General features: G+C 68.3%; 16 protein-coding genes and 3 pseudogenes. 7 read left to right on the top strand and 12 right to left on the bottom strand.

Annotation, left to right across the window (positions count from 1 at the left end):
* Positions 1 to 120: 120 nt before the first annotated feature.
* Together OG202_RS46390 and OG202_RS04510 are read right to left on the bottom strand one after the other, a co-directional pair.
* Positions 121 to 195 carry a hypothetical protein gene (locus OG202_RS46390; RefSeq protein ID WP_443052340.1) on the bottom strand — a complete coding sequence of 25 codons (75 nt, stop codon included), beginning with the start codon at positions 193 to 195 and terminating at the stop codon, positions 121 to 123.
* A complete protein-coding gene (locus OG202_RS04510) occupies positions 171 to 782 on the bottom strand; it encodes an MmyB family transcriptional regulator (protein ID WP_327731281.1) in 612 nt (203 codons plus the stop codon). Before OG202_RS04510 ends, OG202_RS46390 begins: the two co-directional genes overlap by 25 nt.
* On the opposite strand from OG202_RS04510, the pseudogene OG202_RS46385 reads away from it, so the two are divergent.
* Positions 673 to 900: pseudogene (locus OG202_RS46385) on the top strand (hypothetical protein); the annotation flags it as partial. The gene OG202_RS04510 and the pseudogene OG202_RS46385 sit on opposite strands and share 110 nt — an antisense overlap.
* Here OG202_RS46385 and OG202_RS04505 read toward each other — a convergent pair.
* The 5 genes from OG202_RS04505 to OG202_RS04485 all read right to left on the bottom strand — a co-directional run bounded on the left by OG202_RS04505 (position 876) and on the right by OG202_RS04485 (position 4298).
* Entirely contained in the window at positions 876 to 1199 is a 324-nt protein-coding gene (locus OG202_RS04505) for a hypothetical protein (protein ID WP_327731280.1), read from the bottom strand. The pseudogene OG202_RS46385 and the gene OG202_RS04505 overlap by 25 nt on opposite strands.
* A gap of 163 nt (positions 1200 to 1362) precedes the next feature.
* Positions 1363 to 1866, bottom strand: a complete 504-nt coding sequence (locus OG202_RS04500; RefSeq protein WP_327731279.1) for a nuclear transport factor 2 family protein — start codon at positions 1864 to 1866, stop codon at positions 1363 to 1365.
* A gap of 181 nt (positions 1867 to 2047) precedes the next feature.
* Positions 2048 to 2617, bottom strand: a complete 570-nt coding sequence (locus OG202_RS04495) for a TetR/AcrR family transcriptional regulator (RefSeq protein ID WP_327731278.1) — start codon at positions 2615 to 2617, stop codon at positions 2048 to 2050.
* Between the two features lie 249 nt (positions 2618 to 2866).
* The gene (locus OG202_RS04490; RefSeq protein WP_327731277.1) at positions 2867 to 2992 is read right to left on the bottom strand and encodes a hypothetical protein; all 126 of its coding nucleotides are present in this window, start codon (positions 2990 to 2992) and stop codon (positions 2867 to 2869) included.
* Between the two features lie 742 nt (positions 2993 to 3734).
* Positions 3735 to 4298 (bottom strand): alpha/beta hydrolase, encoded by a 564-nt coding sequence (locus OG202_RS04485; protein WP_327732355.1) that lies wholly within the window; start codon positions 4296 to 4298, stop codon positions 3735 to 3737.
* Between the two features lie 359 nt (positions 4299 to 4657).
* Here OG202_RS04485 and OG202_RS04480 point away from each other — a divergent pair, with 359 nt between their 5' ends.
* From OG202_RS04480 to OG202_RS46380, 6 genes and pseudogenes are all read left to right on the top strand, one after another.
* On the top strand, positions 4658 to 5524 hold the full coding sequence (locus tag OG202_RS04480) for a helix-turn-helix domain-containing protein (RefSeq protein WP_327731276.1): 867 nt from the start codon (positions 4658 to 4660) through the stop codon (positions 5522 to 5524).
* 296 nt (positions 5525 to 5820) lie between these two features.
* Positions 5821 to 6470: pseudogene (locus OG202_RS04475) on the top strand ((2Fe-2S)-binding protein).
* Positions 6471 to 6475: 5 nt separating this feature from the next.
* Entirely contained in the window at positions 6476 to 7456 is a 981-nt protein-coding gene (locus OG202_RS04470; RefSeq protein ID WP_327731275.1) for an FAD binding domain-containing protein, read from the top strand.
* Positions 7453 to 8112, top strand: a pseudogene (locus OG202_RS04465) (xanthine dehydrogenase family protein molybdopterin-binding subunit); the annotation flags it as partial. The gene OG202_RS04470 and the pseudogene OG202_RS04465, both read left to right, overlap by 4 nt.
* A gap of 324 nt (positions 8113 to 8436) precedes the next feature.
* Positions 8437 to 9300 (top strand): helix-turn-helix domain-containing protein, encoded by an 864-nt coding sequence (locus tag OG202_RS04460; protein WP_327731274.1) that lies wholly within the window; start codon positions 8437 to 8439, stop codon positions 9298 to 9300.
* A gap of 332 nt (positions 9301 to 9632) precedes the next feature.
* Positions 9633 to 9827: a hypothetical protein gene (locus OG202_RS46380; RefSeq protein ID WP_443052209.1), complete on the top strand. Its 195-nt coding sequence runs from the start codon at positions 9633 to 9635 to the stop codon at positions 9825 to 9827.
* Between the two features lie 168 nt (positions 9828 to 9995).
* Here OG202_RS46380 and OG202_RS04450 read toward each other — a convergent pair whose 3' ends face one another.
* The 5 genes from OG202_RS04450 to OG202_RS04430 all read right to left on the bottom strand — a co-directional run bounded on the left by OG202_RS04450 (position 9996) and on the right by OG202_RS04430 (position 14203).
* Positions 9996 to 11177 carry a saccharopine dehydrogenase family protein gene (locus tag OG202_RS04450; protein WP_327731273.1) on the bottom strand — a complete coding sequence of 394 codons (1182 nt, stop codon included), beginning with the start codon at positions 11175 to 11177 and terminating at the stop codon, positions 9996 to 9998.
* 183 nt (positions 11178 to 11360) lie between these two features.
* Complete coding sequence (locus OG202_RS04445; RefSeq protein ID WP_327731272.1) at positions 11361 to 12701, bottom strand: NAD(P)/FAD-dependent oxidoreductase; 1341 nt, start codon at positions 12699 to 12701, stop codon at positions 11361 to 11363.
* The gene (locus OG202_RS04440) at positions 12694 to 12867 is read right to left on the bottom strand and encodes a rubredoxin (RefSeq protein ID WP_327731271.1); all 174 of its coding nucleotides are present in this window, start codon (positions 12865 to 12867) and stop codon (positions 12694 to 12696) included. The genes OG202_RS04445 and OG202_RS04440 overlap by 8 nt, the downstream gene beginning before the upstream one ends.
* Positions 12864 to 13028 carry a rubredoxin gene (locus OG202_RS04435; protein ID WP_327731270.1) on the bottom strand — a complete coding sequence of 55 codons (165 nt, stop codon included), beginning with the start codon at positions 13026 to 13028 and terminating at the stop codon, positions 12864 to 12866. Before OG202_RS04435 ends, OG202_RS04440 begins: the two co-directional genes overlap by 4 nt.
* A complete protein-coding gene (locus tag OG202_RS04430) occupies positions 13025 to 14203 on the bottom strand; it encodes an alkane 1-monooxygenase (protein WP_327731269.1) in 1179 nt (392 codons plus the stop codon). Before OG202_RS04430 ends, OG202_RS04435 begins: the two co-directional genes overlap by 4 nt.
* Positions 14204 to 14266 lie beyond the last annotated feature (63 nt).

Raw genomic sequence — 14266 nt, 5'->3', positions numbered from 1 at the left:
GGAGTTGTCCGGAGGTTTCGCCGGATCCGCGGCCGCTGTGGATCACGCAGCCGGGTTCCAGGCGGCCAGCCGGGCGGCGAGGACTGATCCGGTGTCCTGGGCGGCGCGAACCTTCTTCACTCAGTCCCGCAGGGACTCCGAACTGATCCCGAGCACCCGGGCGACGTCGGTCACCGTCCGGCCAGACGACCACACGAGCTCGATCGCGTCCCGCTTGTACTCGCCCGATTACGCTGCACCGTTCGTTTGACGATCCCGGACCGGCTGGTCAGGGGCGATGGTCGTGGAGGTCGGGGGCGGGCTGGTTTTGGGTGGCGGCCCAGGTGGCGAGGAGGCGGAGGGCGTCGGCGCTGGGGGTGTTGGGGGTGGCGGTGTAGATGACGAGGGTGAGGCCGGGGGTCGGACGTCAGGGTCATGGTTTCGAAGTGGAGTTCGAGGTCTCCGACGACCGGGTGGTGGAGCTTCTTGGCACCGGCGCTGTGGCGGCGGCGGACTTTGTGGTCGGCCCAGCGTTTCCGGAAGATCTCGCTGCGAGTGGAGAGTTGCCCGATGAGGTCGCTGAGGTCTTTGTCGTAGGGGTTCCGGCCGGCTTCGGCGCGGAGCATGGCGGCGATGCCGTCGGCGGTGCTGTCCCAGTCGGGGAAGAAGTCGCGGGCGGCGGGGTCGAGGTAGATGAACCGGGCGGCGTTGGCGGGGCGGCGCGGGTCGGCCAGGAGGGGCGCGTACAGGGCGCGGGCCAGGTGGTTGGTGGCCAGCAGGGGCTCAGTCGGCTCGGTCAACATGCACGCCCACAGCGGGGACGGGCTGCCGGACAGCTTGGACCTGTCCGTGCCGACCCACCGCCACACCGTCTGGGCCTTTGCGGCCGAGGGCGTCTACCGCACCACCTTCACCGTCAGCGCCACCCTGGCCGACGGCACGAAGGTCAGCGACACGCAGACCCTCGCCTGGGTGGTCGGCGACGACGTGGACCCGTCGACCGTGAAGCCGGGCGAGGGGAACGAGCCGCCGGCGACACCGACGACCACCCCGTCCCCGTCGGACTCCGTGAGTGCCTCGGCCTCGGCGACGGACTCGGGCTCCACCGGCTCCGGAACCGGCGGAACCTCGTCGACCGGCGGCAGCGGCGGCGGCACTTCGCCGACCGGCAACCTCGCCTCCACCGGTGCCCAAAGCGCCGTGCTCGCGGGCGTCGCCATGGTCGCGGTGCTCCTGGGGGGCGGCGCGGTGCTCCTCGTCCGCGTACGGCATCGCCGTACCGCCCAGTGCGGCGTGGTCCTGGTCCGTTTCGGAACGCCGCCACAAGGAAGCCGCCCAGCGTGGGCTTCGCCCCGCTGTCGGCCGCTTCCTCGGAGCGGCTGGTCATCCCTGTTGCGGTGTCAACCGGTCACTACGAACGGTGCCGCCCACGAGTCGTTCGGCGATCTTCCAGCCCTCGTTGGTTCGGCGGATCCGATCCATCATGGGAGAGGTGATCCAGATCGCCGGCAGGCCGTCGTCGTTGCCCACCATCTCCGTCGCGACACGTACCGTCTCAGCATCGTCTGGCATCGCGTATCGGACCAGAAGATTGTAGTAACGCACCACTAGGTCGTCTCCGTCAGCGTCGACAATGTGGTTCGTCGCATGCCGGCTGACGCCTGGAATCAGCGGGTAGTACCCTTCGAGAAATTTGCGCTGAGCGGTCCGCCCGCTGACCACTCCGTACGGGTGCCTGGTGACGGCGTCGGGAAGAAATAAATCCATGATCCGATCGACGTCCCAGATGTCGAAGAGCCAGTTCACGCGATTGACGAGTTCGATGGCGTCTGCGCGATCAGCACCGGACACCGCATTGGGAGCGTTGAAGTGGGGGAACTCGGCCATTTCCATCCTTCATGTTCGGTTTGATATAGACGTTGCGTGCGGCGGGCTCCCCGGCCGGCAGGGGCGTGTCGCACGGTGAGGGCGACGACTCCGGCCAACAGCTCGGGCGTTTAGATCTGCAACAGCTGGTGGAGTTTGGGTCGTGACTGGCGCACCCTGGTGGCACCAACCGCGAGGTGAGTCAACGCACGCCTGCACTGTCGAGCAGGGTGCCCACGGTGGCCGCGATGAGCCCGGCCAAGTTGTCGACCCCAATTCCCGCGCGGGCACTGGCGCCGTCGAAGATCAGGCTGAGCTGCCGGGCCAACAGGTCGGGATCGCTCGCCCCGCCCTGTTCGGCCTCGGCGCGGAAGAAAGCCGTCAGATTCACCTTGACGCGTCGGGCCACCTGGCTCGCAGGATGGCTTTCATCCTTGAGCTCGATCTGCACGGCAAGGTAGCGACAGCCTCGGAATTCCGGCGCGCCCGCCTGCAACTCCACCTGCTCGAAGACGTGCAGGATCCGCTCGCGCGGCGGACGGTCGTCATCCGCCGCGGGCAGGAGTCGTGCCGCGAAGGCAGTGGCGCGCTCTTCCAGGCTCGCCGCCAGTAGTTCGTCCTTGCTCTCGAAGAGCTGGTACATGGAACGCTTCGACATCCCTGCGGCCTTGCACAGCGCCTCCACGCCGATGCCGACACTGTCTTGATAGGTGAGCGTGGCCGCTGCCTCCAGCAGCCGCTCTCGGGGAGTCGCCTTCGCCTGGGTTGTCATACAGCGAGGTTAACTCGATTTCAGGAAAAAGAAAACCGATCGGTTTCCCGAAGTTGCTCCGGTGGTGTCCGGCACAGGGTGCGCGGCCGAACGGACACCCGGGTCGAAGCGCAGAGCTCGGCGACGGCTCCTGGAGAACCGTCGCCGAACTCTTGGAGTGTGCGCGCCTCCCGTCCCCACAGGGCTCCGCACACTGGGGGCCACTCCGCACAAATGGCCCTGTCTGGGATGATCCATGAGCGCGTTCCGCTACGCCGAGACAGCAGCCTTCTCGTGCTTCGTCTCGTCTGGGATGCGATGCAGCCTCCTGCGGTCGTACCAGCCCGTCACGCCGAAGCCGAAGAGCGCGGCCAACCCGAGACCGATGGCCATCATGACCCAGCCCCGGGTCAGGCCGGCGTCGGGCCTTGACCCAAGGCCGGGTAGTTAGCGTTTTCGCAGGTCACGCAAGTGGGGCTGGTGACCATGGTGTTGCGGCGTAGGGGCGGGGCCGAGTTTGTGGATGAGGCCGCTGGCGGCCCACCGATTCTGTTGTCTGTCGTGGTTTCCAGAGTGACATCGCCGATTTAGCCGGCGATGTTGCGGGGCTGCCAAAGATGCGTGGGGTTTTCCTGGAGCAGGGCCGGGATGCGGTGTCGGCGCCGCGCGGCTGGGGCGGAGTGCCGGTCGTCCCGGGAGGCCGAGGGAGGTGCGGGTGAGTGATCCACGGGTTCGAGGGCAGGGCACAATGACGGGGCAACGGGGCTCAGCTGTCTTTGTCGACTGCCTGTACCAACGAGCTCCGTTGCTCGCGTGTATGGCTTGGGATCTGCCCAGGTGGCTGGTGTAAAACGAGGTCTGATTCGCGACGGCGACGGTCACGAACTCGTCCTTGTCGTAGAGATCAAAATGGCTCGCGCCCTCCACCCGGAACAGCTCCTTCGGACCGGCCGCGCGCTCGACGGCCTCGCGACTGAAGTAGGCCGTGGCGGCTTCGGTACCCGCGATCATCAGCAGCGGACGAGGTGCGAGGTGGTCGATCCTGGCGAACGAGTCGTTCTGCGCTATCCGGTCCGCGCTGCGTAGGACCCACGCGTTCTCCGAACGAGGATGCCCGCCACGAGGGGTGCGGTAGTAGTCATGTCCTTCGCGGACATGGGCAGCGGGGACTCGTCGACCTCCTCGGGGAGGATGTGTTCGCGGGCAGGCACGCCCAGGGGCTCTTCCGTACGCAGCTGCCTTGCCCGGGCCACCACTTCCCGGAACGCGGCGGGGTCACGCGTGCGGCCGAGCCTGTCGCGCAGCAGGCTGCCGATGTCGACGGCGCTGACGGTGGCAACGGCCTCGACGGGGTGGTCGGTCGCGGCGGAGTACGCGACGTGGCCCCGCCGGTGCAGATGCCCAGCGCGCCGATGCGGCCCGGATCGACCTCCTGACGCGTGGTCAGGTAGCTGACGGCGTTGGTCACGTCCCCGGCGCGCTGGAAGGGATCTTCCAAGAAGCGTGGCTCCCCTTCGCTCTCGCCCTGAAAGGCCGCGTCGAAAGCGAGGGCGGCGAAGCCGAGGGCGGCCAGCCGTCGCGCATAGAGGCCAGCCGTCTGCTCCTTGACGCCGCCCCATGGGTGGGCAATCACGATCGCGGGCAGGGATTCCGGTGCACCGCCACGTACATCGGGGGTGTAGAGGTGCCCGGCCAGCGGCATGCCGCTGCTGGGGAACGTGACTTCGGCCCTCACGTCCATCTCGCCTCCCGCACGCAGCACTCGGAAATTCCATGAAGTCCGGAAAGGATCCGGTGGCCGGAGCCGGTCTCCGGCCCTGCCAATGACCTTGCCGGTGTCGCGTCTGCCCGCAAAGGGGAGAGTTCCATCCGGGGAGTACATCATCCAGAGAGGAAACCCTCCCCCCTTCCCGCCGTCTCAGCGGCGCCATCCGCAGCAAGCTGCTGCTCTCGTCCGTGAGCTGTCGGCGGCGGAGTGGCGTGAATTACCGGGAGGGCAAGGCATCCTGGGATAGAATCGACCCCCTCATAATTCGAAGGTTTCATGCGACAGTTACTTGCATGGAAAGCAGCATACATTTGAAGGAGCTGGGTGAATTCCTCAAAGCCCGGCGAGCGGAGTTGAGTCCGCGCACGGTCGGGCTGCCGGAGACCGGAGGGCCACGAAGAGTGCCCGGTCTGCGGCGGGACGAGGTCGCCCGGCTGGCCGGGCTCAGCAGTCCTCACTACACCCGCCTGGAGCAGGGGCGCACAGGACCGTCGGCGGCCGTGCTCGCGACGCTCGTCCGCGTCCTGCACCTGAACGACGAACAGCGGGATCGCCTGTTCGAGCTGGCCGGCCATGTAGGGGTCAAGGTCTGTCGGCGGCCGGCCCAGAAGGTCCAGCCCCAGGTGCAACGGTTCCTGGACGACATCCCGTTCACCCCGGCGCTGGTACTGGGGCGGTACATGGACATCCTCGCGTGGAACCCGTCGGCAGCCAACCTGTTCACCGACTTCTCCCTGCTGCGGGGGAAGAAGCGGAACTTCATCCGGCTCCTCTTCGCCGAGCCGACGGTGAAGGAGCTGTACCCGGACTGGGAGCGTGTCGCCCATGCCTGCGTCACGCAGCTGTGGATGGAGGGCGCCAAATGCCCTGGAGACACGCGGCTGGCCGAACTGGTGGGTGAACTGTCCGTGGCCGACGCCGACTTCCGACGATGGTGGGGTGCCGAGTACGCCACGGCGCTGAGCGTGGGAACACAGACTCTGCGGCACTCGCTCGTGGGGGAGATCACCCTCGACTGGGACAGCTTCACCTGCGCCACCGATGCCGAGCAGCAACTGGTGATCTGGACCGCCGAACCCGGTACGGCATCGCACGACAACCTGCGTTTGCTCTCCTCCTGGACGGCACACTCGCCCGCACGTGCATCCGACGCTCACTGACACCGTTCTGCACCTTTGCCTACTGCCCAGGTCCGTGCTTCCGGTGCTTGTATTCGACAGCTTTCCCTCCGGCGGGAAAGACGGCGGAGTTCCCTCTGGGAGAGAAACATCCAGGGAGAAAACTCTCCCTCCCAGAACTGATGCCGATGATGCGAGACTGCCCGGCGTGACCAACCGCGGGCCTCGCAGCACGTGCGCATTTTCCAGCGCCCGGTGGTGATGAGGTCACGGGATTCGCCCCAGCCCTGCCGATGCGCAGGCCAGGTGCCCTGCCCGCCGAGTCCGAAAGCGTATGTATGTCCCCCACTGAGTTCACCGATCCAGACGCTCCGCTCCCCACCGACTCCACCGAGTCCCCGGCAGCGCCGACCCGGCGCACCTTCATCGCTACGACCACTGCTGTTGGTGGTGTCGTCGTCACCGGCGGCCTCATCGCCGGATCGACTTTTGTCGATGCGGAGGAAGCGGCAGCCGACGAGGCCGCACCCACGACCGTGTCTCTTTGACCGTGAACGGCTCTCGTCGAACGGTCACGGTCGACAACCGCACCTCGCTGCTCGACCTGCTGCGGGAGCACTTCGGTCTGACCGGCTCGAAGAAGGGCTGCAACGCCGGCGCCTGCGGTGCGTGCACGGTCCTGGTCGACGGCCGGCGCGTCAACTCCTGCCTGACCCTGGCGGCACGTCTGGAAGGTGCCGAGGTCACCACGATCGAGGGCCTGACGAACGGCGACGAACTGCACCCGCTGCAGCAGGCGTTCATCGAGCAGGACGCCTTCCAGTGCGGCTACTGCACCCCCGGACAGAGCGTCTCCGGTGTCGGCTGCATCCAGGAGGGCCACACCGGCTCGCCGGAGGAGATCCGGGAGTGGATGAGCGGCAACATCTGCCGCTGCGGCTGCTACGTCAAGATCGTGCGCGCGGTCGAGCAGACCGCCGGGAGGTAGGGGCAATGCATCCTTTCTCCTTCACCAAGGCCTCCGACACCCGTGAGGCCCTCAACGCCGGTCGTCGCGGCGGGCGTTACATCGCCGGGGGCACCACCCTGGTCGACCTGATGCGTGAGACCGTCGAACGCCCCGAGACCCTGGTCGACATCACCGGCCTGCCGCTGAGCGAGATCACCGTCACCGAGCGTGAGGGCTTGCGCATCGGTGCCCTGGTGACCATGTCCGAGGCGGCCGCGAACCGGAAGGTGCGCACCACGTACCCGGTCATCTCCGAGGCGCTGGAGCTGAGCGCGTCGGCGCAGCTGCGGAACATGGCCACCATCGGCGGCAACATCATGCAGCGCACCCGCTGCACGTACTTCCGGGATGTGACGGCCGCTTGCAACAAGCGTGAGCCCGGCTCGGGTTGTGCCGCGCTGCACGGCGTCAACCGTACGCACGCCATCCTCGGGACCTCTGACGCCTGCGTGGCCGCGCACCCGTCCGATGTCGCCGTCGCCTTCGCCGCCCTGGAGGCACGGGTGCACCTGCTGGGCCCGGACGGGACACGCCAAGTCCCCTTCGCCGACTTCCTGTTGCGGCCCGGCAGCACCCCACAGCGCGAACAGGCCCTGCGCCAGGGTGAGTTGATTACCGCAGTGGAGATCTCCGCTCTTCCGCGCCCGCTCAGGTCCGGCTATCTGAAGGTGCGGGACCGGCAGTCCTACGAGTTCGCCCTGACGTCGGCAGCTGTCGCACTGCACGTGCGTGGCGGTGTGATCCGGGAGGCGAAGGTGGCCGCCGGGGGAGTGGGCACGGTGCCCTGGAAGCTGCCCGCCGTCGAGCAGCACCTCGTCGGCGAACGGCCCTCGGAGTCGTTGTGGGCGGCAGCCGCTGAGCGAGCTGCCGAAGGAGCCCTCCCGCTGCAGCACAACCGTTTCAAGGTCGAGTTGCTGAAGCGGACTGTCGAGCGTCAGCTGCGCGTCGTCGGAGGTACCAAGTGAGCCCCCAGCCGCAGGCAGCCGTGGGTGCGCCGCTGTCCCGGGTGGACGGTCGGCTGAAGGTCACCGGCCAGGCCCGGAACGCCGCCGAGTTCGACGTGGACGGGGCGGTGCACGCCGTGATCGTCGACGCGAGCGTCGGCCGCGGCCGTATCACCTCCGTCGACACCGGCGCCGCCGAGAAGCATCCGGGTGTGCTGCGGGTGATCAGTCACCGCAACGCGCCGAAGCTGCCGTACCGCGACAACTCGGGGTCCAACAACCCGGCCGGGCGCAGACTGCGGGTCTTCCAGGACGACCGGGTGCTCTTCCACGGTCAGCCGGTCGCTGTGGTGATGGCAACCACTCTGGAGGCCGCGCAGCACGGCGCGAGCCTGGTCAAGGTCCACTACGACGCCGAGCAGCCCTCGACCGACCTGGCTGAGGCCGAGCCGGACGAGCCGACGAACTACGCGCGCGGTGACGCGGAAGCCGGCTTGCGCTCCGCACCCGTGCGGCTGGATGTGACCTACGAGCTGGCCCGCAACCACCACAACCCGATGGAGCCGCACGCCACCATCGCACGCTGGGACGGCAACCGGCTCACAGTGTGGGACAAGACTCAGTGGATCATGGGCACGCACGATGAGCTCGCCGCGGTGTTCGACCTGCCCGCGGAGCTCCTCTCCCGGGCGACGGGACCGATCCACCGTGCGGTGCCGCAGTCGCCCAGCGCAGTCCACACCCGGCCCATGACGCTGGAAGAGACAGCCACACGCGGCGCTGTGTAAGCGGCGTGGCACGGCTGAAAGGAGGCCTGCTGTGCCCCGGAGGCGAGGCGCAGGTGGCGTTCCCGAAGCCGAACCAGCCGCCCTGACGCAATCGCGACCGATGTACGCGCTCGATCTACCGGGCGTTCCCTTCCGGTAGGTGCACCACAAGCAGCTCTGTGGTGCCAACACTCCGCCCCGGCCAGGGGCCCCATCCCTCTGAGAATGGCTGACATGACTGGCAGCGCCCCCCATGAGTTGGGTGAATTCCTGAAAATCCGGCGTGCGGAGTTGACTCCCCGGTCAGTGGGGCTGCCCGACTCGGGAGCCCCGCGTCGGGTCCCCGGCCTGCGCCGGGAGGAAGTGGCTCTGCTGGCTGCGATCAGTACCGACTACTACACACGGCTGGAACAGGGACGCATCGATGTCTCCGAGCCTGTGCTGGACGCCATCGCTCGGGTGCTGAAGCTCAGCGACGACCAGCGGGAGTACGTTTTCGAGCTGGCGGGCAAGGAAACCGGCCGCCCGTACCCGCTCGATGCGCAGGTCGTCAACCCCCAACTGCAACTGCTGCTCGACGACCTCATGTCCATCCCGGCCATGGTCCTCGGGCGCCGGATGGACGTCCTGGCCTGGAACGAGATGGGTGCTGCCCTGGTGGGCGACTTCGGGCAGATCCCGAAGAAGGACCGCAATTACGCGAAGATGATCTTTTCCGACCGAATGAGAGACCTCTACGCCGACTGGGAGGCCGCAGCTCGCCTCGCTGTGGCACAACTGCGTATGGAAATGGCCCGCAATCCTGACTCCCCAAGGCTCCTCGCGCTGGTCGGCGAGTTGTCGGAGCGAGACGCGGACTTCCGGCGGTGGTGGGCCGAGCACCACGTGGCAGCTCGACGAGTCGGCGCGAAGACGCTGAACCATCCGGTCGTCGGCGAACTCACCCTCGAATGGGACACCCTCGCCTGCAGCACCGATCCCGATCAGCACCTGACCATCTGGACCCCTCAGCCCGGCACGGCCACGCATGACAGGCTGCGCCGCCTTGCGGCCTGGGTGGCTGACGGGCACCCGGCCGCCCCGGGCCCGGCGAACTGACGACGAGTCGCGCGCGGGGGCGTCCTGTTCGACGTGTTCACGTGACGGGCGGCTTCGTCGGTGGCGTGTTGCCGACGTGGCGCCTTCGATCAAACGAGGCGCAGGTGAGGTTGTGGTCGTCGCCGACCCGGCAGACGCTGAGGCCGGACGGAAGCCGGGGATCAGCAGGTTGGCCAGCGTGGGGACGTGGTTCATGCGAGGTGGCTCCTGCATGGGCGGCGAAGTCGAGTCGGGCGGCGCGCCGTACCGCCTGGCGCACGGGGTCGGGTACCGGGGCTGCGGGGAAGAGGTGTTGTGTGTAGGGGTGGGCGGGGTAGGCGGTGACAGTGAACGTGTCACCACTTCTCGACGATCTCGCCGTGGTGCATGACCGCTGCTACCCGGTGGCCGATGTGCCGGACCACGGACAGGGCGTGTGCTTCCTGGCCGACACCGGCAAGGGACTGACCGGCCACCTGCGGCCCTGGAACGCCGGTGCCAACGCAGCCGCCGATCACATCACGCTGCTCGACCGGGCGCTCACGTAGATCCTCGACGCCCACCGGCACGGCACCCCCGAGCGCCGAAATCACCTCGGCCACCCGAATCACCCCAACCGAAACGGCGAGGCCGACAGGCTTCACAGGCATGGTCCGCGCACTGACGGGGTGGGCCGACTGGGGCTCGTCAGGACACGCAGGGCTGGCCTGTTCCCATTACCGGGACGCCGCCACCCGGAACGTGATCCCCGCCGCGCGCAGCCGCTCGATCAACGCGTCGCCCATCGCGACCGCCGTCGTGACCTGCCCCGCCGTGACGGGGAGGTCGTCGAAGGCCAGACACAGCGCAGACTCGGCGAGCATCTTCGCCGTCTCGCCATAGCCAGGGTCGCCGCCCGCGACCTCCGTGAAGACCCGGCGGCCGCCACCCTCGCCCACGAACCGCACCGAGAACCAGCTCTTCGCCCGCTTCTCTGCGCTCGGCCCCTCACCCGGCTTGAGCCGGTCGCCCAACCAGCTTCGCAATGCCGGTACTTGGGCCGCAGCGACGAGCGCGGCGACAAGCGCGACGCCGCCCACCACGAAAGGCAGGGTCTTCACGGCGGCGTAGTGGCGGTAGCGGAAGTCCGGACCGTAACTCAGCAGGGCGGCAGCCGAGCGCTGCACCACCTGCGCGTCAAGGGTCGGCAGCGGAAGCGCCCACGCCCCGACCTCCCCGGCGAAGCGAGGTGCGCTCACCGGCGCGTACACCCGTCGCCCCTCCACGTGCGGCTCGTGCAGCTTGCGGACCTGCGCGGCGGCCGTCGCCTGCCGGGTGCGCGAGAGCCCGATGAGCGTGGAGTTGAACGTACCGCCCGAGAACATGCCCTCGGCGCGCACGAAGCCGTCCACGGTGATCGGCACGTCCTTCGGGAGCTGCTGCACGGTGAAGTACGCGCCCAGGTCGTGCGGTATCGAGTCGAAGCCGGCGGCGTGCACGATGCGGGCGCCGGTCTCGCGGGCGCGTGCGTCGTGTCTGACAAACGTCTGGTCCACGAACTCGGATTCACCGGTGAGGTCCAGATAGTCGGTGCCCTCGTCGGCGCAGGCGGCCACCAGCTCCTCGCCATGGATGACGTATGGGCCGACGGTCGTGGCCACGACCCGTGCCTGCCGGGCGAGTTCGCGCACGGCCCGCGCATCGGACCCGTCCGCCTGGAGCACACCGACCTCCGCACCGCCGGGCAGCTGCTCGCGCAACGACGCGAGCTTCTCCGCGTTCCGCCCGGCGATCGCCCAGCGCAGTCCCTCGGGCGCGTACTTGGCGAGATACTCCGCAGTGAGCTTCCCGACGAACCCCGTGGCCCCGTAGAGCACGATGTCGTACGCCCGCTCCGCTTTTCCCTGCCCCTTGCTCATGAAACCCCTCAGAATTCGTCTACGCGTCGTTGCTGGTGGCTGCGGTTAGCGTGAGGAACCAGCAGCCGGTGCATGGGATCCGGAGGTGGCCGTGACCGTACCCAGGAACGCCCTGAAAGGGCGGGAGAAGGTACGCGAGATCGCCCCGGATGTTGCGACATTCGAGTGGTGGGGTGGGTCAACTTAACGGCCCTGTCTCGCATTTGATGGTGACGTAGAGTCGTGAGGAGGCGTTGGTATCCGTGTTCCCGGGACGTCCGGCTCCCTTTGCACCAGCCGGAGTACATGGCACTGCGGTTGTCCGCCCGCGAGAAGTGCGTGCGTGACCGCCGGTGTCCGCACGGCGGCTGGGGACGGGCTGTCGTCCACGTGGTCGAGGACCGTCCGCAGGGCACGGAAGTCGTGGGGTCTGCCGGCCGCGACGGCTCCCACGGGGCGTCCGTTCGCGGTCGCCAGGGCGGCGAAGTCGAAATCGGCGATGTCGCCCTGCACCGTCAGGGAGTCGGCGTCGGCGCAATGACCGGCGATCTGCAGCATGACACCGTACTGGTCGGTCCACGACCAGGGCACCGCGGTGAAGGGCGTCCCGGCGCCGAGCATGTTCCTCGCGACTGCGGCGCCCTGCTGCTGGGCGTGATTCCACTGCTCCACGCGCACCCGTCGTCCAAGGACCGGGTCGGGATACAGAGCCACGTCCCCTGCCGCGAAGATGCGCGGATCACTGGTCGTGCCCAGGGCGTCGACGAGTATGCCGTCACCCACGTCCAGGCCCGCACGGGCGGCCAGTTCGATGTCGGGCCGCATGCCGGCGGCGACCAGCACCGTGTGCGCGTGCCAGCTCCTTCCGTCCCGGGCTGTTGCCACGAGCATGCCGTCCCGCCGGGCGAGTCCGGTGAGCGCGACCCCGGTGTGCACCTGAGTCCCGTGGGCCCGGTGAAGGTCCAGGACGGCGCGGCGCACGGGAGCGGGCAGCACCCGGCGCAAGGGCTCCGCCTCGGCTTCCAGGACGGTGACGTCGAGTCCCGCCGACCGCGCTCTCGCGGCGACTTCCAGGCCGACCAGTCCCGCGCCGATGACCAGCAGCGGGCCGCCGGAGTCCAGGTCGGCGCGGAGAGCGGGCACGTCGCTGAGGCCGCGCAGGGTGTGCACATGGTCGTGCCCTGAGGTGTACGGCAGGGTGCGGGCGCGCCCTCCGGTCGCCAGCAGCAGCCTGTCGTACGGCACTCGGTTTCCGTCGGCGCATTCGAGGGCGCCGTCGGTGATGCCTGTGACCTGCGTGCCCGTGCGCAGTTCGATGCCCAGTTCCTGCCAGACCGTCGGCGGCTTCAGGCTGAGCCGCTCGGGCGTCAACACCGGCTTGAGGAAGTCCTTGGACAGAGGCGGACGCCGGTACGGGGGGTGGAGCTCCTCACCGACCAGGAGGATACGGCCGTCGAAGCCCTCCTGGCGCAGGGTGAGCGCGGCGGTCGCGCCGGCGACTCCGGTGCCGACCACGGCGATGGTGCGGGGCGCGGTCTCAGGCACGGGACGTCTCAACCATCTGGAAGTCGGCCTTGGCGGCACCGCAGTCGGGGCAGGACCAGTCGTCCGGGATGTCCTCCCAGCGGGTGCCGGGGGCGATGCCTTCCTCGGGCCAGCCCTGAGCCTCGTCGTAGACGAAACCGCACACCAGACATTCCCAGATCTTCACGCCAACTCCTCGAAGTCGATCTTCTCGCGGACCCCGCAGTCGGGACAGGGCCAGTCGTCAGGTATGTCCACCCAGCCCGTCCCGGCGGGGAACCCCTCGCGCGGCGCACCGGCACGCTCGTCGTATACGTAGCCGCAGACAGGGCACAGATAGCGCTTCATCGGCGGCTCTCGTAATGGTCGAGGACCTTGCCCCTGGTGCGGGGGTGGATGTTGGCCCGGGTGACGTCGCCGTCGTAGTGGGCGAGGAGCCGGGGGTCCATCACACGCCGCCACAGCGGGGGCACGACGGCGAGCACGATCATCCCCGCGTAACCGGTGGGCAGTTGGGGGGACTCCTCGAAATGGCGCAGGGCCTGGTAGCGGCGGGTGGGGTTGGCGTGGTGGTCGCTGTGCCGCTGCAGGTGGTAGAGGAAGATGTTGGAGGCGACGTCGTCGCTGTTCCAGCTGTGCTGCGGACTGCAGCGCTCGTAGCGGCCCGAGGACGTCTTCTGCCGCAGCAGCCCGTAGTGCTCGAGGTAGTTGACAACCTCCAGCAGGCAGAAGCCGATGACCGCCTGGACCGCCAGGTACGGCAGCACGTCCGGCCCGAACACGACGGTGAGCGCGGCGAAGAGGACCGCTGACATCGCCCACGCGCTGAGCACGTCGTTGTGCGGGTTCCACGGGCCCTTGCCCAGCCGGCCGAGCCGCTGCGTCTCCAGATGCCAGCCCGAGCGGGCGCTGCCGTAGACCGAGCGGGGCAGGAACTGCCAGAAGGACTGGCCCAGGCGGGAACTCGCGGGGTCCTCGGGGGTGGCGACCCGCACATGGTGGCCGCGGTTGTGCTCGATGTAGAAGTGCCCGTAGCAGGTCTGGGCGAGGGCGATCCGTGCCAGCAGGCGTTCCAACGCGTCTTTCTTGTGGCCCAGTTCGTGCGCGGTGTTGATGCCGAACCCGGCGACGACACCGACGGTGACTGTCAGCCCCGCCTTGTCCGTGGCCGACAGCCCGCCGCTGGTCCACAGCCAGCAGGCCAGCACCAGCCCGGCGTACTGGAGGGGCAGGAACAGGTAGGTGCACCAGCGGTAGTACCGGTCCGACTCCAGCCAGGCGAGGACACTGTCGGGAGGATTGTCGGAGTCCTTGCCGACCAGCAGGTCCACCAGCGGGATCACGCCGAAGACGACCGGCGGCAGAAGCCACCAGAAGAAGCCGTGCCCGGTGGCCGCCGCCAGCCCCCACTCCGCGAACGGGAAGACGGGCAGCACCAGTCCGAGTAACCACAGGTAGCGCTTGCCGTCTCGCCACGTCACGTGCGACGCCGACGCTCCGAGCGGATACGAGGTTCCCGCCATGACCTACCTCCATTGGACACTTTGACCGTGAACTGTCCAGAAACTAGACAGTACTGCACTAAG

The organism is Streptomyces sp. NBC_00310, from assembly GCF_036208085.1.
Lineage (GTDB): Bacteria > Actinomycetota > Actinomycetes > Streptomycetales > Streptomycetaceae > Streptomyces.
Note: the sequence above shows the minus strand (reverse complement) of the source record. Positions and strands in the feature narration are given on the sequence as shown.